The organism is Streptomyces yongxingensis (assembly GCF_055597465.1).
Window position 1 is genome coordinate 172,246 of sequence record NZ_CM145717.1, and the last position, 18,089, is coordinate 190,334.

Annotated in this window: 13 protein-coding genes and 7 pseudogenes; 11 read left to right on the plus strand and 9 right to left on the minus strand. The window is 70.8% G+C overall.

The annotated features are described in order from the left end of the window. Positions 1–50 precede the first annotated feature (50 nt). Positions 51–1,040: an aldo/keto reductase gene (locus ACZ6TD_RS00665; protein WP_471348949.1), complete on the minus strand. Its 990-nt coding sequence runs from the start codon at positions 1,038–1,040 to the stop codon at positions 51–53. A 51-nt stretch (positions 1,041–1,091) separates the two neighbouring features. Next, the gene (locus tag ACZ6TD_RS00670; RefSeq protein WP_184945986.1) at positions 1,092–1,679 is read right to left on the minus strand and encodes a flavodoxin family protein; all 588 of its coding nucleotides are present in this window, start codon (positions 1,677–1,679) and stop codon (positions 1,092–1,094) included. 239 nt (positions 1,680–1,918) lie between these two features. Here ACZ6TD_RS00670 and ACZ6TD_RS00675 point away from each other — a divergent pair, with 239 nt between their 5' ends. Next, on the plus strand, positions 1,919–2,647 hold the full coding sequence (locus tag ACZ6TD_RS00675) for a TetR/AcrR family transcriptional regulator (RefSeq protein ID WP_471348952.1): 729 nt from the start codon (positions 1,919–1,921) through the stop codon (positions 2,645–2,647). A 289-nt stretch (positions 2,648–2,936) separates the two neighbouring features. Continuing rightward, positions 2,937–3,890 (plus strand): annotated as a pseudogene (locus ACZ6TD_RS00680) (IS481 family transposase). On the opposite strand, the gene ACZ6TD_RS00685 reads toward ACZ6TD_RS00680, so the two are convergent. Next, complete coding sequence (locus tag ACZ6TD_RS00685) at positions 3,887–4,951, minus strand: tetratricopeptide repeat protein (protein ID WP_471348954.1); 1,065 nt, start codon at positions 4,949–4,951, stop codon at positions 3,887–3,889. The pseudogene ACZ6TD_RS00680 and the gene ACZ6TD_RS00685 overlap by 4 nt on opposite strands. 196 nt (positions 4,952–5,147) lie before the next feature. Further along, entirely contained in the window at positions 5,148–8,471 is a 3,324-nt protein-coding gene (locus ACZ6TD_RS00690; RefSeq protein WP_471348956.1) for a CHAT domain-containing protein, read from the minus strand. Between the two features lie 97 nt (positions 8,472–8,568). On the opposite strand from ACZ6TD_RS00690, the gene ACZ6TD_RS00695 reads away from it, so the two are divergent. From ACZ6TD_RS00695 to ACZ6TD_RS00710, 4 genes and pseudogenes are all read left to right on the plus strand, one after another. Then, the gene (locus ACZ6TD_RS00695) at positions 8,569–8,973 is read left to right on the plus strand and encodes a hypothetical protein (protein WP_471348958.1); all 405 of its coding nucleotides are present in this window, start codon (positions 8,569–8,571) and stop codon (positions 8,971–8,973) included. Next, on the plus strand, positions 8,970–9,881 hold the full coding sequence (locus ACZ6TD_RS00700) for a hypothetical protein (protein WP_471348961.1): 912 nt from the start codon (positions 8,970–8,972) through the stop codon (positions 9,879–9,881). The genes ACZ6TD_RS00695 and ACZ6TD_RS00700 overlap by 4 nt, the downstream gene beginning before the upstream one ends. A 125-nt stretch (positions 9,882–10,006) precedes the next feature. After that, positions 10,007–10,051 (plus strand): annotated as a pseudogene (locus ACZ6TD_RS00705) (hypothetical protein); the annotation flags it as partial. Continuing rightward, complete coding sequence (locus tag ACZ6TD_RS00710; RefSeq protein WP_471358889.1) at positions 10,052–10,141, plus strand: peptidoglycan-binding domain-containing protein; 90 nt, start codon at positions 10,052–10,054, stop codon at positions 10,139–10,141. It begins immediately after the preceding pseudogene. Positions 10,142–10,523: 382 nt separating this feature from the next. Here ACZ6TD_RS00710 and ACZ6TD_RS00715 read toward each other — a convergent pair whose 3' ends face one another. Then, positions 10,524–10,883: a hypothetical protein gene (locus ACZ6TD_RS00715; RefSeq protein ID WP_471348964.1), complete on the minus strand. Its 360-nt coding sequence runs from the start codon at positions 10,881–10,883 to the stop codon at positions 10,524–10,526. Positions 10,884–11,181: 298 nt separating this feature from the next. Further along, positions 11,182–12,021, minus strand: a pseudogene (locus ACZ6TD_RS00720) (LysR substrate-binding domain-containing protein); the annotation flags it as partial. Between the two features lie 3 nt (positions 12,022–12,024). Between ACZ6TD_RS00720 and ACZ6TD_RS00725 the strand changes: the two are divergent. After that, positions 12,025–12,828 (plus strand): annotated as a pseudogene (locus tag ACZ6TD_RS00725) (DMT family transporter); the annotation flags it as partial. Between the two features lie 118 nt (positions 12,829–12,946). Here ACZ6TD_RS00725 and ACZ6TD_RS00730 read toward each other — a convergent pair. Further along, positions 12,947–13,137: pseudogene (locus ACZ6TD_RS00730) on the minus strand (nucleotidyl transferase AbiEii/AbiGii toxin family protein); the annotation flags it as partial. A 191-nt stretch (positions 13,138–13,328) separates the two neighbouring features. Here ACZ6TD_RS00730 and ACZ6TD_RS00735 point away from each other — a divergent pair. From ACZ6TD_RS00735 to ACZ6TD_RS00745, 3 genes and pseudogenes are all read left to right on the plus strand, one after another. Next, a complete protein-coding gene (locus ACZ6TD_RS00735; protein WP_471348967.1) occupies positions 13,329–13,967 on the plus strand; it encodes an RNA polymerase sigma factor in 639 nt (212 codons plus the stop codon). Then, on the plus strand, positions 13,964–15,028 hold the full coding sequence (locus tag ACZ6TD_RS00740) for a CU044_5270 family protein (protein WP_471348970.1): 1,065 nt from the start codon (positions 13,964–13,966) through the stop codon (positions 15,026–15,028). Before ACZ6TD_RS00735 ends, ACZ6TD_RS00740 begins: the two co-directional genes overlap by 4 nt. A gap of 309 nt (positions 15,029–15,337) precedes the next feature. Beyond that, positions 15,338–15,448: pseudogene (locus tag ACZ6TD_RS00745) on the plus strand (IS5/IS1182 family transposase); the annotation flags it as partial. 69 nt (positions 15,449–15,517) lie between these two features. On the opposite strand, the gene ACZ6TD_RS00750 reads toward ACZ6TD_RS00745, so the two are convergent. Both ACZ6TD_RS00750 and ACZ6TD_RS00755 read right to left on the minus strand, forming a co-directional pair. Beyond that, the gene (locus tag ACZ6TD_RS00750) at positions 15,518–15,931 is read right to left on the minus strand and encodes a VOC family protein (protein WP_471348972.1); all 414 of its coding nucleotides are present in this window, start codon (positions 15,929–15,931) and stop codon (positions 15,518–15,520) included. Positions 15,932–16,183: 252 nt separating this feature from the next. Beyond that, the gene (locus ACZ6TD_RS00755) at positions 16,184–17,158 is read right to left on the minus strand and encodes an aldo/keto reductase (RefSeq protein ID WP_471348975.1); all 975 of its coding nucleotides are present in this window, start codon (positions 17,156–17,158) and stop codon (positions 16,184–16,186) included. A gap of 306 nt (positions 17,159–17,464) precedes the next feature. Here ACZ6TD_RS00755 and ACZ6TD_RS00760 point away from each other — a divergent pair. Then, a pseudogene (locus tag ACZ6TD_RS00760) lies at positions 17,465–18,084 on the plus strand (TetR/AcrR family transcriptional regulator). Positions 18,085–18,089 lie beyond the last annotated feature (5 nt).

Sequence of the window (18,089 nt, forward strand, 5' to 3'; positions counted from 1 at the left end):
GGTCCGTGTGCCGCCGTTGGTGTCCGAGTGCATCTGTCCCAGGGTGGGTCTCAGATCCAGGTGGGCACGTGCCCCTCGGTGTAGCGGGCGCCGAAGCCGCCCTGAGGCAGGATCTCGTCGATGGCTTTGAGGTCGGTGTCGGTGAGGGTGAGGTCGGCGGCGCCGGCGTTTTCCTGGATGCGCTTCGGGCTGCGGGTGCCGGGGATGGGCACGATGTGCTCGCCACGGGTCAGGAGCCAGGCCAGGGCCAGCTGGGAGACGGTGGCACCCTTGGCCGCCGCGAGCTCGGCGAGCCGGTCGACGGCTTCGATGTTCTTCTCGAAGTTGCCCGGCTGCCAGCGCGGGTCGACGTTGCGCAGGTCGTTGCCTTCGTACTGGCCGGCGGGCTTGGCGGTGCCGGTGATGAACCCGCGGCCGAGGGGCGAGTAGGCGACGAAGCCGATGCCGAGTTCGTCCAGGGTGGGGAAGAGCTGCTCGACGTCCCGTTCGAACAGGGAGTACTCGGTCTGCAGGACGGAGACCGGCTGCACGGCGTGCGCCCTGCGGATCGTCTCGGGCCCGGCCTCGCTGAGGCCGAAGTACTTCACCTTGCCCGCGTCGATCAGTTCCTTGACGGTGCCCGCGACCTCCTCGATGGGCACCTCGGGGTCGACGCGGTGCTGATAGAAGACGTCGATGTGATCCACGCCGAGGTAGCGCAGGCTGTTGTCGGCGACCTTGCGGATGTTGTCGGGCCGGCTGTTGAGAGGTCCGCCGATCTGCTCGGGCGGTACCGACATGTCGACGCCGAACTTGGTGGCCAGGACCACGTCGTCGCGGAAGTCCCTGACCGCCTTGCCGACCAGGATCTCGTTGGATCCGGTGCCCCAGCCGTACATCTCGGCGGTATCGAAGAAGGTGACGCCCAGGTCGTGCGCGCGGCGGAGGGCGGCGACGCCGGCCTCCTCGTCGGTGGGTCCGTAGGCCATCGTCAGGCCCATCGCGCCGTAGCCGATCGCCGAGACCACAAGGCCCTGGCTTCCGAGTGTCCGATGCTGCATGACTCACTCCTCGGATAGAAACTGGAAGGCAATTTCTGGCGGACCGTTGTGTCAGTGCGCTGCGGCGGTCAGTCCGGCGCGGTGGATGCGGGTGTGTTCGGCGACGCGCCGGCCGAGGTGGCGGGCGGTGTTGAGGTCTGCGTCGTGGACGGCGGGGGTGTCGTTGAAGCTCTGTGCGCCGGCGCCGAGGTAGAAGCCCAGGCGGTTGTCGTCCTGGGGGCCGGATGTGGTGGTGTTCCAGCCCGGCAGGAGGTTCAGGCTCACCCAGAGCATTCCGTGCTGGGCCGCCAGGAGCGCCAGGTACTGCAGGGTGTGCAGTTTGTCGCCGCTCATGGAGCCGGAGTTGGTGAATCCCGCCGCGAGCTTGTCGCTCCAGGCGCGGGTCATCCACCGCTTACTGGTGGCCTCGGCGAAGGCGTGGAACGCCCCCGACGCGGTGCCCATGTAGGTGGGGGTACCGAAGATGATGGCGTCCGCGGCGTCCATCAGTTCCCAGTCGGCGTCGCTGAGGGAGGCGACGTCCACGCGGTGGACGTGCGTCCCGGCGATGGAGCGCGCGCCGTCGGCCACGGCCGTGGCGATCTGCGCGGTGTGGCCGTAGCCGGAATGCGACGCGATGACGATCGAGATATCGGACACGGGTGTTCCTCTCCTGCCGCGATGGCGGCGTGTTCGGTGGTATGCCGGCAGACGATGAGCTGCCCGCTGAGGCGGTCGGCCGCACTGCTCCACGAGTGGGGGACACGGCCCCGGCCGGGGTGCGGCGCCTGCCCAGGTGTCGCGGGCCGGCGCCGACCACCATCAGCGTGGATCATCGTTCCGCTTTAAACAGTATCACCGATAAGGCGGCGATACGCAAAATGAGATATCATTGTTCCATGAACGAGGGACGACGCGCCGCGCGACGCCAGGTACTGCAGGTGGCCGCCAAGCTTTTGGAGGAGGGCGGCAGCGAAGCGGTCTCCACACGCGCGGTCGCCGCAGCCGCGGGCATCACGGCCCCCGCGCTCTACCGGATGTTCGACGACAAGGACGGACTCCTGGCCGAGCTGGCCGCCTACGGATTCGAGACGTACCTGGCCGAGAAACGGGAGGCACTGGCGCTGACCCCGGACGACCCGGTGGCCGACCTCTACCGCGGCTGGGACCTGCACGTCGACTTCGGACTGCGGCACCCCGCGTTTTACGTGCTCATGTATGGCACTGCGCGGCCCGGGCGGCGGCCCCCGGCCGCGGACGAGGCGCACGCCCTGCTGGTGAGACTGCTGGGCCGGGCGGCCGAGGCCGGGCGCCTTCGGGTTCCGGTGGAGCAGGCGACCCGCGTCATCCATGCGGCGACGACGGGCGCCACTCTGGCGCTGATCGGCGAAGAGCCCTCGGATCGGGACCTGACCACTTCGACGCGGCTGCGGGACACCGTCATCGCCTCGGTCACCACGGACTCGCCCGCCTCATCCGGGTCCGACCTGGCCTCGCGCGCACTCGCCCTCGATGCCGCACTTGAAACCGCGCTCACCACCGAGCCCCCGGCTGCGGGCACCGGGGTACCTCTGCGAGACACGGAGACGGCTCTGCTGCGCGAATGGTTGCAGCAGCTGGCAGGCTGAACCGGCCGCTTGCTCGGCAGGCGGTGGGCGCAGTCGGTTACGCCGGCCGCGCAGAACTCGATGTGCGTGTCGGCAAACGACGTCTGTCGACACTCGCGCCCGTGATCACAAACCCGCAGGTGGGCAGTGTCGGCAACTCGCGTCGGGAATCAACGTCGATGAACGGCCCAGCTGTGCTGTCCGGGGACGTTGGTGACGGGCGACGCGCCGTGAGGGTGCTTGAACGGGGTGAGGGCCTCTGGTTTCGGTGTGGATTGCGAAGTCTGCACCGATGCCCAGGAGGCCCTCGTTGATCCACCGTAACGCCCCGCTGACCCCCACTGGCAGGCTGCGTCTGGCCCGGTGTGTCGTCGAGGACGGATGGCCGCTGCGGCGGGCGGCCGAACGCTTCCAGGTCAGCCACACCACCGCGGCCCGCTGGGCCAGGCGCTACCGCCACCACGGGACAGCGGGCCTGCAACGACCGCTCCAGCCGCCCCCACCACTCACCACGCCGGACACCCGCCACCGTGGAGGAACAGGTGCTGCGGATGCGCCGCGAACACCACATCGGCCCACTGCGGCCGGCCGCCCGCACCACCGTCGCCTCCTCCACCGCACACCGCATCCTCCAACGCCACGGCCAGCCACCTCTGGCCACGCTGGACCGGGCCACCGGCGAACCCATCCGCCGCTACGAACCCTCCCGGCCAGGCGAACTGGTCCACATCGACGTCAAGAAACTCGGCCGTATCCCCGACGGCGGCGGCCACAAGACCCTCGGCCGGGCAGCCGGCCGCAAGAACCGCACCGGCACCGGCTACGCCTACCCGCACACCGCCCTGGACGACCACTCCCGCCTGGAATACACCGAGAACTGCCCGACGAGACCGCCGCCACCTGCGCAGCCTTCCTGGCCCGGGCCACCACCTGGTTCACCGCCCAAGGCGTCACCATCGAGCGCGTGCTGACCGACAACGCCTGGGCCTACAGCAAGAACACCTGGCGCGACACCTGCGCCGACCTGGGCATCAGCCCACGCTGGACCCGCCCCTGGCGGCCGCAGACCAACGGCAAAGTCGAACGCTTCCACCGCACCCTGCTGGACGAGTGGGCCTACCAGCGGCCCTACACCTCAGAAGCCGAACGCCAGGCCGCGTTTCCCGGCTGGCTGGACTGGTACAACTACCACCGACCCCACACCGGAATCAGCGGCCACACCCCAGCCAGCCGCGTCACCAACCTGTCCGCACAGCAGACCTAGGCCGGGTGGTCGCGCAGCCGGTCGAGGCGCTCGGTGGCCGAGCGGACCAGAGGGTGGCCGGGGCCGTACGCCCGTCGGTAGCCGTCGAGGCAGGCTCGCAGCAGTCGAGCGGCTTCCTGTCGTTCCCCGGTGTCGGTAAGGACGTTGGCCAGGTTGTCACGGGCCCTGAGGGTGTCGGGGTGGGTCTCATCGTGCAGCCGTGCAGTGCGGGCCTCGACCTCGCGCAGCACGGCCGCGGCGTCCGAGTAGCGGCCCATGGCGTGCAGCACGGCAGCGAAGTTGTTGTGGACGGCGAGTGTGTCGTCGTGATCCGGGCCCTTGGCTCGCTCATGCTCGAGCAGAACCGCACGCAGCACCTCCTCGGCCTCCTGGAGGCGGCCCAGGCGGCACAGGGCCGCGCCGAGGTTGCCCCTGGCTTCGAGCAGGGTGTCGTCGTCGCGTTCCCCGCGCTGCTCCGACCTGCCGATCAGGTCTCTCAGTTCCCGTTCGGCCTCCTCGAACCGGCCCGCGTGGATCAGGGAGATCGCGTGGCCGTTGGCGGCGGACAGGGTGTCCGGGTGGTCCGGCCCGAGGGCGCGCCTGCGGCGTTCCCACACGTCTCTACGCAGGGCGGTGGCCTCCGGCACCCGCCGCAGGTCCTCCAGCACCTCGGCGAGCCTGATCGCGCTGCGCAGCGTATCGGGGTGGTCCTGGCCCAGTAGCTCGGCCCGGCTGTTCCACACGCTCCGCCACAGTTCCTCCGCCCTGCCGAGCTGTCCTGTCGTCCGGAGCAGTCCGGCGAGGTCATCGGCGGTCGTGAGGGTGTCCTCGTGCACATAGCCCAGCACCCGCGACTGCACCAGCAGCAGATCCGTCAGCCGTTCACGGGCCTCCTCGCGGCGCTCCTTCACGCGTGCGAGCACACGGGCGTAGTCACGGAAGGCGGCCAGTGTCTCGGGATGTTCCGGCCCGAGGCGCTCGAGCAGGGCGTTGGCCTTCATCCCGAAGTGCCGGTCCGCGGGGATCGGGACGCGGACGATCTCCTGTTCGGTCCCGTCCGGGCCCGTGAGCGTGGCGACCAACTCGGCCGCCGTCGGAAACTCGGACTCCGGACCTTGCCTGGGGCCGGACTCCGGACCGGGCTCGGGCTCGGTGTCGGGCTCGGGTCCCGGCTCGGGTTCGGCAGGGTCGCCGGGGGACCTCGAAGGGCCGCGCCACCATCGGGCCATGTCGCATCAGCTCCTTTCCCTTGCCGTTCCACCGGGGACCCGCATGCCGTCAGGGTCCGGAGTGCACATGGGCGGCCCACAGGCTGGGCGTGCGGGGGAATGCGGCGCGGCACTCGCGGACGGCGTGGTGCAGCGCGAGGGCGCTGCGGGCCGTGTCGAGGCCCGGTGCGTCGGCGGACCAGCCGTCGCGCAGGTGACGGTACAGATTCCTGGCCACCCGCACAGCCACCGCGTCGTGGACCGGCCAGAGGGTGCCGATCGCGTGGGGGTATCCGGCGACCTGGAACGCCGAGGTGATGTGGATGGACTCGTCCGCCAGCCGCTCGGCGCCCCGCGCGGTCTCGCAGGCCGACAGGACCGCGAGCCGCGCCCACGGCAGGTCCAGCCGGGAGATCCGGCGGACCGTCAACGGCTCCAGCTGGTGGTCGTGGACGAGCAGGCGGGCGTTCGACGGATCGTCCGGGTCACCGACCCCGTGACAGGCGAAGTGCGCGTAGGGGTGCTCCGGCAGCGCCCGCACCACCCGCGCGAGCGTCGCCTCGGGGCCCGTGAGCGCATCGAACGACAGGAGCTTGGCCAGCTCCGCGACCTCCCGCCGGGCACCCCTCAGCGGCCGGGCGCCGGGGGTGTCGGGCTGCGCCACGGCCAGCAGCCGGCCCGGTGGCACCGGCCCCGCCGCCCGGGCCCTGGCGTACGCGAGGGTGCGCACGGTCGGCGTGTAGGAGGAGATCACCCGGTCCAGGACCGAGCGGTGTCCGTCGTGGTGGCCGGCCGCGTGCAGCGGCAGCGCGGCGAGCGCCCCGCCCGGCGACCACCACAACCGGGGCCAGTCGTCACCGCACGGCGTGTCGAACAAACCGAGGCGCGCGAGGACCGGTTCGGCGATGTGGTCCCACGTCCAGCCCAGCACCGCGCGGAGAGTCCGCTGGGCCTGCTGTTCCCGGGCCGGGTCGGCCGCCGCCGCGAGGGCATCGTCCAGTCGGGCCACCTGCTGTGCCAGCGTGGCCGGAGTGACCTCGGGCAGCGGCACCACCAGCACCCCGTCCGGCCGCAGGATCAGCGCGTCACTGCGGTACCCGCTGCAGTAGGCGAGCACCACCGGCCCGCGATCGGCGCAGGCCAGTAGATCGGCCGACGTCGGTTCGGCGAGGAAGTCGGCGAACCCGGGCAGGCTGCGGATCCGGGTGACGAACCGTTCCCACTCGGCGGCCAGCCGGTGCCGCTCGTCGGGCAGCCCCTCCCCCTCCGCCTCCTCAGCGGCGAGCGCGTCGATGCGGTCGCGGAGGCGGAGGAAGGCGGCGGCCAGTTCCGGGTGCGCGTCGCGCAGCCGTTCCCGCTCACCGCGTGCCGAAATGGCCTGCCACAACAGCACGCCCCTGCCGTGCTCCAGCAGTTGGACGGCCAGTTCCGGCTTTCCGACGTTGACGGCGCAGGCCGCCGCCTCGGCGGCCAGCCCCTGAACCCGCGTGAGCCGGTGCTCCTGGTCCGTGCGTCCCAGCCGCCGCGTGACACTGAACGGCAGCAGCTCCACCGCCAGCCGGTATCCCCGCAGCGCCTCGTGCCAGCGGCCTCCGCGTGCCGCGACCGCGCCCCAGTCGCGGGCCCCTGCGATCCGGCTGTCGACCGGGAGAGCACCGACCGAGGCGACCTGCCGGTAGGCGTCCTCGGCCGCCCGTAGCACGCCCGGATCACCGGTGACCTCGTGCAGGGTGAACAGGGCGCTCGCGTACGTCATCCGATGGTTCGCCCGCACGTCCTCCCCGGCGGAAGGCGCCCACACCGATCGGCCGAGCGTGGTGACCGCCTCGTCCAGCACGGCCGGATCCCTGATGGCCCGCGCCTTGCGGAGCAGCGCCTTGCCGAGATTGTGCAGCAGCACGGGCAGTCGCGGGTCGCCGTACTCGGTGGCGTCGGCGGCCCGCGTCAGCAGCGAGATCGCCTCTTCCCGGTCGGCCGGGTCGCCGGCCGACCGGTGCAGCGCGTGCAGTGCGTTGGCGAGGTGGTTCGCCCGCGTGATCCACTGCGGGCTGTCTTCCGGTGTGCGGCCCAGCACCGCGCGGGCCGCGGCCACCGCCTCTGCCGCCGCAGAGCTGTCCCCGGTCCTGTCGTACCAGGTCTGGAGGATCACCCCCAGGACAGCCAGGTGGCTCGTGGAGTCCAGCGGGACGGTGGAGGACGCGACGGCCTGCCGGGCCAGGTCGGCGGCCTCGCGCAGAGCGGCCAGGTCGCCGGTCTGGTGGTAGCGCTCGCGCAGCGCGACGGCGAGGTTGGGCACGAGACTGTCGGTCCGCACGGGCTCGCTGCCGGCCACGGCTCCCCGCAGCACCTCCACGGCCTCGTCCAGCAGGCCCGCGTCACCGGTCCGTTCACCCAGCCGGTGCAAGGCGTTTCCCAGGCTGTTCAGCCTGAGCACCCGGCGGTCGTCGGCCGGGTCCGTGTGCCGGACCGCTGTGCGCAGCAAGTCCACCGACTCACGCAGCATGGCCGTACCGCCGCCGTGCTCGGCGGCCAGCCGGAGCGCCACGCCCCGGCCGGTCAGCGCGTCTAGCCGTTCCCGGTGGTCCGCCCGCTCAGGGGCCTCGGCCAGGGCCGTCCCCGTGACGCGGAGCATCTCGTCGACGGCGGACTCGTCGGGCGAGAGGCCCACCCAGGTCCGTAGCGCCGCGCCGAGACCGTCGAGCACGATGGCACGATGCGCAACGCCGGGCGGACTCTCCGCCAGCGCCTCGCGCCGCAGGTCGAGCCCCTCGCACAGCGACTGCGGGTCCCCCGTCAGGCCGAAGGAACGCTCCCTGACAGCCGCGAGAGCGTGCAGCACCGCCGGGCGCGCCGCGTGACCGGACGGCATGAGGCTCAGCGCCCGGCGGAAGGCGTGTTCGGCCCCCGCCAGGTCGCTCGAGGCACCCGTCTCCTCGAACCGCTCCATGAGCAACTGGCCGAGATGGTCCAGCGCCATCACCCTGTTGCGGCTCTCTTCCGTCGGCACGTCCGCCGCCCGCAGGAGCGCTTCGACGGCCCGGTCCCGGTCCTCCCGACGCCGTTCCTCTCCGAAACGTCTGCGCAGCGCGACCCCGAGGAACAGCAGGTCCTGCTCCCGGGCTTGCCCGGTCGCCGCGGCCTCACCGGCCAGCGTGATCAGCTCGTCCCGGTCGCGCCTGTCGCCGGACGCCTGCCACCGGACCCACAGGCCCGTAGCGAGGTTCGCCGAGCAGGAGCGCCGGGCGGGTCCCTCCGACGCCTCACGCAACGCGGCGCGGAACCACTCGACCGCCTGGTCCAGGTCCCTCCGGTCGCGCGTGTGGCGGAACCGTCGCAACTGCGCGCCAGCCAGCTCCGTCGGATCCGCCGGAGTGGCCGCACCCTCGTACGCCATGACTGTCCCCCGATTGCCCTGACAGTGCTCCACAGTATCCAACTGCCCGGGTGCGCAGGGTCGTTATGCTGACACACACCGGCGGAGGGAGGCATCGGTGAGTGAATCCGGACCGGGCCACGAGCGGCTCGGGGAACTGTGCCGCAGGCTGATGACGACACCGGTCGAGCTGACCGCCGACGAGACGATGCGGAGGCTCGTCGACCACATCCTCACCGAGGTGCGCGCCGGCCGGCCGCCGGAGGAATTGGAGGACTGCTTCGACGAGGTGGAGGAACTGCTGCTGGCCGCCGGACACAGCGCCGGCCTCGGCTCCTACCGCACCACCTCCGGCTCGTACCACCCCCTCCCACGTGCCGGAAACGGCCACCCGCCGCTGTATGCGCTCGCCTGCCCGCTCAGCCACTGCGCACGGGTCGAGGCGCCCGCCGTCGACGCCGACCGGCCGCCGCGCTGCCTCGTCTTCGGCCAGCCGCTGCGCGAGCTGCCCCTGCGGCCATGACCGCCTTCCTCACCACGCTCGGCGGCAGGCTCGCCGAACGCTGGATCGCGCTCCTGGCGATTCCCGGTCTGATCTATCTGGCGGCGCTGACCTGCGCCGTCACTCTCGGGCAACAGCACTGGAACGACGTCGAACGGCTGCGCGCCCGGCTCGACGCCCTGGCCACCGGACCCGGCGCGCACAGCCCGGGCGCCATCGCGGTGGTCGCGCTCGCCGTCCTGGCCGGCGCCGCGACCATCGGGGCCGCCGTTCAGGCGGCGGGCACATGGTGCGAGAAGGCATGGCTCGCCGACGCGCGCGGGCCGGCCACCCGCTGGCTGACGGCCCGGCGCCGACGGCGCTGGCAGGATGCCGACCGCGCCTACCAGGCAGCCCTGGTGGCCGCGGGACGGGCCACCCTCGCCGGCTCCGACGACGCCGGACCGCTCACCGAGTCCGCCGAGCGCCACCACGCCGCCCGTACCCGCATCGCCCACGCTCCGCCCCGCCACCCGTTCTGGGCAGGTGACCGCATCACCGCCCCCGAGTACCGGGTGTGGCGTGCCTACCGCCTCGACCTCACCGTCGCCTGGCCGCACCTCTGGCTGCTCGCACAGGACGGCACCCGCGCCGAGCTCACCGCCGCACGCACCGCCTTCACCTCGGCCGCCCGCCTGCACGCATGGGCCGCGGCCTACCTCCTGCTCGGCCTGTGCTGGTGGCCCGCAGCGGTCGTCGGGCTGCTGACCGCCGCGACCGCGGCCGGCCGGGGGCGCGAAGCCGCCTCGGCCTTTGCCGACCTCACCGAAGCTCTCACCGACCTGCACGGCAGGGAACTCGCGCTCGCCCTCGGCATTCCCTGCGACGGCGGACTCAGCCGCGAGGTGGGCGCGCGGATGACACGTGTCCTGAGCAAGGAAGTCCCCTAGATAGGCCACGACAGGCTACGGGCCACGGGCGGGTCAGCGGGCGAACGCTTCGGTCAGGCGCGTGCTGTAGCCGTCCTCTTCCATTTCAGTGCCTGCTGGACCACGTCTACGGCTATCCCCTCGAGATCGACGGCGTATTCGGGCCTGACACGCTCAAAGGCGTGGAGACCATGCAGAAATGCACGGGGATCAAGGTGGACGGGCAGGTGGGGCTCGACACCTGGAAGTACCTGGACCACCCCAAGTCCTGCGCACATTGATACCCACTCAGGTCATCCGCCGGCCTCGGTCGGTCCGGTTGGATTGGCTCTGACGTCATCATTCGGCCCCGCCCGGACGGCTAGAGCTGGCCCCGATTCGTGAAGATCCGTGACGGCTTCAAGTGGCTCCTCCTGGTGACCGCCGCTTGGTCAAGGCCAGGCCCGAATGGGGCCGTTTCAAGCCGTCACTTCACATTTTGGGGCCAGCTGGGACGTCTTGGTGGGGCCGCTGAACAACGTCGAAGCCACCCGAGCTCGCACCGTGAGGCGGCGCCCTGCGTTTCGAAGGCTTCGGCGCTGCCTCCGGCCCATGTCGCAGGGTTCTGACGCAGCTCCTGCTGACTTCGCAGTGCTCTCGCACGCGCCGCACGTCGAACAGGTGTCAGCAGTAGGCGCGCAGCGCCCAGACGAGGCTCCAGTTGATCTCGGTGGGACCGGAGTCGGCGGGCGCGACATGGTTCACGGAGCCGTAGTAGTCGAACATCTTGACTATGCCGCCTCCGGGAAGGCGGTTGTCCCAGTATCCGACGCCGCTCCAAGGCTCTAATGCGGACTCGCCGCAGTGCAGGGCGAGCTGGTCGCCGCTGCCGCTGGTGGCGCAGAACGCGTCGGGCACGGTGCACGGAGCCGCGGCCGCACGGCTGGTTGAGAAGCTGTCGGTGGCGGCGGCGCCGGTGGTCGTGCCTGTTAGCACAACGGCCGAGAGGGCGAGGACGGTGAGGGCGGTGCGTGTCGTGCGCATGTGTGCCTGCTTTCGTGTGGGTCCGGTTGCTGTGGTGGCAGCGTGCTGGAACGGGTGTGGGAGAACCTTGGGCGAATCTTGATTGTGCCGGTGGTCGGCGGTGCGTACCACAATCGGGCACGCTGGGCCTTGTGGCAGCGCTGCGCCTACGTACGCCTGGCGCTTGAGGCTTGCGGCCCACCGCGGCGCAGCTGGCCTTGACCAGGCGGCGGTCACCAGGAGGAGCCACTTGAAGCCGTCACGGATCTTCACGAATCGGGGCCAGCTCTAGCCGTCCGGGCGGGGCCGAATGACGACGTCAGAGCCAGGGTGTGGAGGTGCCGGCACCGGGATGAGACGTATGGGTGTCCTGGCCTTGGATCTCTGCGGCGGCCTGGTGCAACTCGGCGAGGATGGTTCGGACGGCCCGTCGTGCGATGCGTTCCGGTCGGTGGAGGACGTCGATGTGGCGTCGGGCGTGGACTGCGCCCAGCGGCCGCAGGACGACGTTCGGGTGCTCGCGGGCTGTCCAGCGTGGCATCAGCGCCAGGCCGCCGCCGACGGCTACGGCTTCGGCGACCACGGCGAATTCGTTGATGCGGTGGGTGATGTCGAGGCGTCGGTTGGCGACACTGGCGATGGCTTCGATGGTGGACATGAGCGGGAAGCCGTCGTGGACGGTGATCCAGGGCTGGTCGGCCACGTCATGCGGCAAGAGCAGTGTTTTGGAGGCCAGCGGGTGCCCGGCCGGCAGGGCGACATCGAGCGGCTCTCGCAGCAGGGTGCTGGCGGTGACGGTGCGCGGCCATGGCGGGCCGTGGTCGAGGCGGTGGGCGAGAACGAGGTCGTAGTCACGGGTGAGGACGGGGAAGCGGTCCTGGGCGACATCTTCGTCGGCGAGGGTCAGTCGTGGGTGACCCGGCCCGGCGAGGTTGCGCAGCAGCCGGGGGAAGAACGCGGAGGCCGCGCTGTGGAACGCTGCCAGCGAGACGTCGCCGTCGGGCTGCTCGGCGAAGTCGATGATGGTGTGTCGTGCCCGGGCCAGGGCCGTCTCCACCTCGATGGCCGCGCGGGCCAGGGCTTGCCCGGCTTCAGTGAGCACCACCCGGCGCCCAGCGCGCTCGGTGAGCGGGACGGGGATCGAGCGCTGCAATAGGCGCCCGCGCTCGCGTGCGGAGCCTTCGTCGCCTCCCGTCACCGGGCGCGCCGCTGGACCGGCGCGGAGGTCCGCGCCGGGTCGCTGCTGGGAGTCACACAGGCAGCCGTTCTGGCGCTGGAGACCTACGGGGTCGCGCACACCAGCGCCGCGAACGCCGGGTTGATCATCAGCCTGACCATTGTGCTGACGCCGCTGCTGGACCGGACCGCGAGAAACCGCAGACTGCCCTGGACGTTCTTCGAGGCCGCCAGCCTGTGCGTGCTGGCCGTCGGGCTGCTCACCTCCAGTACCGGGCTGCACGCGCCACGGCTCGGCGACGCCCTGATGCTCGCGGCCGCGGTCGTACGGGCCGGGCACGTCGCGCTCGTCGGACGGCTCACCGCCAGCCGGCCCATGGACCCGCTCCACTTGACGACCGCCCAGACCGTCGTCGGTTCGGCGTTGTTCCTGGCACCCGCCCTCACTCACCTGCCCGACCTGGCCCACAGCAGCGCCACCACGTGGTCGCAGCTGATCTATCTGGCCCTGTTCTGCAGCGTGTTCGCTTTCCTCGCCCAGACCTGGGCCGTGCAACGCACCTCCGCCAGCCGGGCCAGCCTGCTACTGGGCACCGAACCGATCTGGGCCGTCACGATCGGGATCACTTTCGGCGGCGAACGACTCACCGTGTGGGCCTCCCTCGGCGCCGTGCTCATGATCGCCGGAACGTACTGGGGCCAGGCCATCGAACGCGCCCACCGCACCACCACCGCCGCAACCATGGAAGAGGACAGAACGGGCCCCACCCCGACACCTGCCAGCGCCTGATCGCCATGCTCGGCACCACCCAGACCTCTGCCGGCTCATCGACCACGTACCAGACGGCACCACGGAATCGGTCAGTGCCCTGCGCGGCCACTCCGTGCTGGCCTGCATGCCGCAGAGGCCCGACGGTGAGGGTGTGAGTGATCTCCGCCATGGGGGGCCGGGTTCTCCGTAGCGACGTCGAGATCCTGGCTGAGCCGGTCGACGAGGCCGTGGGCAAGCACGGCGTATCCGCCGGTGATGCCAGCGGGTGGGGGTACCGATGGCCAGGACGTCGGAGAGGAGCCTGCGGTGCAGGTCGCTGAGGTTCACGCTGCGGCTGCCGGGCGGGCGGCGGCCAGCTCGGGGAACGCGGTTTCCCACACATCTCGGATGGCACGGCTGATCAGCGTCTCAGCTCACGGAGACGGTGAACGCAATGCGTGAGTCGGGAGAGCCCTATGTCTCCGGGCTGTGTGACGCACGCCACGGGAACCTGCCCCGCCGCTTGGACAAAGTTTGACGTGGACTACTCATTGCACACCCGGATACGGGCAGGCGACCCCGAGGCGTTCCGCCAGCTCTTCCGTGACCACGCCCGACTGGTCCACCGGCACGCGGTGCGTGTGACCGGAGACTGGACCCTCGCCGAGGACATCGTCTCGCTGACCTTCCTGGAGGCGTGGAGACTGCGCGCCAAGCTGCGGGACGAGGGCGACAGCCCGCGTCCCTGGCTGATGGGCATCGCCGTGAACGTACTGCGCAACACCACCCGCGCGGCGCGGCGGCACCAGCAGGCCCTGCAACGTCTGCCGGCCAGGGAAACAGTCCCGGACTTCGCGGAGGAACTCGTCGGCCGCATAGCCGATGCCGACGAGCTGGCCGCCGCCCAGCGGGCGCTGAAGAAGCTGCGCCGGAGTGAGCGCGAGGTCTTCACGCTGTGTGTGTGGTCCGGGCTCGGCTACGCGGAGGCGGCGGCCGTGCTCGGCGTCCCGGTCGGCACCGTGCGCTCGCGCCTGTCCCGCGCCCGCGGACGGCTGAGCAAGCTGGCCGAGGAAGAACTCAGGAGACGCAGGGAACCGCTGCCGCGCACCGGACAAGTACAGGGCGGCCGCACTTCTGCGGCCCGGTCACACGAGTCGTGCGAGGAGGGGTCCGAATGATCCGCAAGAAGTTGCGGCGTGAGGAGTCGCTGGACGACGCGGAGCTGGCCCGTGTGCTGCCGGCGCCCGGAGACCCGCACCTGTCGCTCGACCGTCAACTGCTTCTTGAGGAGCACCTGATGAACGAGATCCAGTCCACCGCGCCCGCCCCTGCGCCGTTCCGCCGCCCGGCACGCCGTGTCCTGCTGATCGGTGTCCCGGTCACCGCCGCCGCCCTGGCCGGCGCATTCGCCTTCACCTCGCTGACCAACTCCGGGGGCAGCGACCCGGTCGCGGCCACCCCGCCCCCGGTCGAAGCGCCGGTCGTCCGCATCGAGCCCGGCAGCACCGCCCAGCTCGCCTCCACCGTCGAGCACATCGCCGCCGCCGCCTCGGCCCGCAAGACGCCCGAACCCGGCCCGGGCCAGTACATCTACATCAAGAGCAAGGTCTCCGACCTCGCCGTCTCACACACCGACACAGACGACTCCAAGGTCTGGGTCCAGCCCCTGCACATCCGTGAGGCATGGAACTCCCCCGACGGCAAGCAGGGCTGGCTGGACGAGCCCGGCTACCAGCCCAAGGGCGGCATCACCCTCGACAGCAACGTCAAGCCCAGCTTGGGCGCCCCCTCCTACGACTACCTCAAGACGCTGCCCACAGACCCGGACGCCCTGCTGAAGAAGATCTACAAGGAGACCAAGGGCCAGGGGAACTCCCCGGACCAGGAGGCATTCACCACGGTCGGCGACCTGCTCAACGAGGAGCTCGCACCGGCGAAGCTGAACGCGGCGCTCTACCGTGCCGCGGCCAAGATCCCCGGGGTTGTCGTGGTGGAGCATGCCAAGGACGCCGCGGGACGCGAGGGCATCGCCCTGGCACACGTCGACCAGAAGAGCGGCGACCGCACCGAGTGGATCTTCGACCCCAAGACGTACGCCTATCTCGGCAGCCGCGCTGTCCAGGTCAAGCAGGCCTACGGCATCAAGCCCGGCACGGTCATCAACTGGACCGCCGTGCTGGAGCGGACCGTTGTGGACGCCGAGAAGCAGCGCCCCGGCGCGCAAGGCACCCGTGCGTGAGACGCGATCGCCCCGCTAGGCAGTGCATATGGGGCCACGCGATCACATCGAGCAGCACTCCCGTCGTCGCGGGTGTCGGTCTCGCGGTCGCGGCCGGCCGGCACTAACGCAGTGTCCATCGCGCGCAGACACCGCAGCACGGCCGGCGGGAGCTGACGGCAGGCAGCACAACGCACGAGTGAAGCAGGCCGCTCGCCGAGTTGTGTGCGGCCTGCTCGTACTCCGAACCGCTCAGTGAACGGCCACCACCGGCGCCCCGGGTAAGTAGAGTCGGGGACCGGTGCGGTGGCTGATGCATGCCAGGCCAGCGTCATCGACGCCTTCTTTGACTTCGCTGACGCCATCATCACCGTGCGTAGCCTCATCTGCCGCGCCTGGCCTACCCACCGCTGGCACGACCGCTCCGGCCGGCGGCCATGACCCCACGCCTATCTGTGCGAGCTCTTATTTCGGGATGTCCGCCCACACTGTCTTTCCTCGGCCGTCTACTCAGCGCTCCGGCTTGGTGGCCCACAGCTCCCAGGCGATACCGTCCGGGTCGGCCACGGAGATGAATTCCGCGTATCCGGCGTCCCGCACCGGCGAACGGAGCACTCCGAGATCGTCCAGGCGCCGGGCCCAACTGTCCGGGGCGGCCCGGTCGGAAACGGTGAGTGAGAAATGGTCGAGCCCGGTGCGGGACGGATCGAACATGTCGCCGCTGCGTCGCAGGGGCTCGTGGACGGCCAAGACGAGCCCGCTGTCGGCGTGCTGCATGATCTGCCGGGGATGCCCCGCCTCGACTGGCCCAGACCTGACTTCGCCGACGGGCTCGAATCCGAGCACGCGCCGGTACCAGTCGACACTGGCAGCCGTGTCGCGTATCACGATAGCGATGTGAGCGATCCCGGTGAACGTGCTCATGTTGCTGGCTGGCGTCCTCTCTTGTCGTCGGCCGCCGGTCACGGGGCGATCCGAACAGGCGGGTCTGTAAACGAGGTCGACCCGTCAGACACACCACAAGAGCAGGGCGTCCGGTCGCGCCCTCGTGGTCGTTGCTGGGTTGGCGTCTGCTGACCTCGGATGTCCGGAGACGGTCCGGCGGCCCCTTTCCCGCAGAGCAGCACAAGCGGCGAGCGGTGGCACGCGCGGGCGCTTGGGGCCGGGGTGGGGTGGTCAGTACCGGGCGCCGACAGGGGCGGGGATGGCGTTGAGGTCGGCGAGGTCGGCCGGGGACAGCTGGACGTTCGCGGCTCCCGCGTTGTCGGCGAGGTACTGCGGGGTCTTGGTGCCGGGGATGGGGACGACGTGCGGGCCCTGGGCGACGAGCCAGGCGAGGGCGACCTGCGCGGGGGTCGCGTCGATCCGGTCGGCGACGTCGCGGACCTTGGCCGCGATGTCGAGGTTGGCCCGCAGGTTGTCCTGCTGGAAGCGCGGCAGACGCCGCCGCTGGTCGTTGTGCGGCAGCTCGTCGAAGGAGGTGAAGCGGCCGGCGAGGAAGCCGCGGCCCAGAGGCGAGTACGGCAGGAGGCCGATGCCGTGCTGCGTGCAGTAGGGCAGGACCTCGGCCTGGACGTCGCGGGTCCACAGCGAGAACTCGGACTGCACGGTGGTGACCGGGTGCACGGCCTGGGTGCGCTGAATCTGCTCGACGGTGACCTCGGACAGGCCCAGGTGGCGGGCCTTGCCCGCGGCGACGGCCTCGGCCATGGCACCCCAGGTCTCCTCGATCGGGACCTGGGGATCGACGCGGTGGAGCTGGTAGAGCTCGACATGGTCGGTGCCCAGGCGGCGCAGGCTGGCGTCGATGGCGGCACGGACATGCTCCGGTCGGCCATTGGGCCTGACGAGCGGGGCGCCGCCGGGGCCGCCGGTGGGGTCGATGCACTCCAAGCCGACCTTGGTGGCGATCACCGCGCGGTCGCGCCGGTCTGCCAAGGCCCGGCCGACGAGTTCCTCGTTGGTGTAGGGGCCGTAGACGTCGGCGGTGTCGATCAAGGTCATGCCCAGGTCGAGGGCCTGGTGGATGACGGAGACGGAGGTGGCTTCGTCACGTGGAGTGGCCATGTCGTAGGCGAAGCTCATCCCCATGGCGCCCAGGCCGATGACGCCGACCTGCGGCCCGTACGCGCCCAGGGTGTTGTTACGCATGCTGTGTCCTGCCTCCGTGTCGGATCGGGGAACGCCGCGACCGGCGAAGTAATTGGACGACCGGTCAACTATTTCGATCGTAGGGGGCCGAGCAAAGGAGTCAAAGGCAACGAGGGCTTGAGCCGGGACCTGCTTCCTCGCACCTGAGAGACCCGGACTCCCAGCGCACGTCGGCGCGGCGGTGATCGCGATCGGCATGGTGCGCCCGGGTGTCAGCTGCGGCGAGGCGGCAGGCCTCGTGAGGCACATGCGCTGCCGGGGAGAGGGGCGGCGACGCCGCGCTATAGATGACCGGTCGCTCACACCATGGGACGCACCAGCGATACGAGGAAAAGATCCTCACCGCCGCGCAGTCGCTCATGGAGCTGCGCGGCTACTCCGCACTGGGCGTGGCCGAGATCTGCAAGGCCGCCGGTGTGCCCAAGGGGAGCTTCTACTACTTCTTCGAGTCCAAGGAGGCTCTCGCCCTTCCCGTACTCGACGAGCACTGGGAGGCCCAGCGCGGCGACTGGGCCCGGGTCCTGCGGGACGGCGCGGAGCCGCTGTCGCGGCTGCGCCTGCTGTTCGAGGAGACCGAGACCTGTCTGCGCGCGGGTCAGCAGAGCTGCGGGACCGTCTCCGGGTGCATGTTCGGCAACCTCACTCTGGAACAGAGCAACCAGACCGAGCTCATCCGCATGCGTCTGCAGCAGATCTTCGACGACCAGGTGGAGATGGTCGCGAAGGTCATCACCGAGGCCCGAGAGCGCGGGGAGGCGACCGTTCGCGACCCGCGGGAGGCCGCCCGGTCGGTCGTCGCCCAGCTCGAGGGCCAAGTGCTGTTCGCCAAGCTGTACAACAACACCCAGCATCTCGAAGCCCTGTGGGAGAACTGCCTGTCGCTGCTTTGCGCGCGCCGAATGGACACTACGGCCGTCGGCTCCTGAGTTGG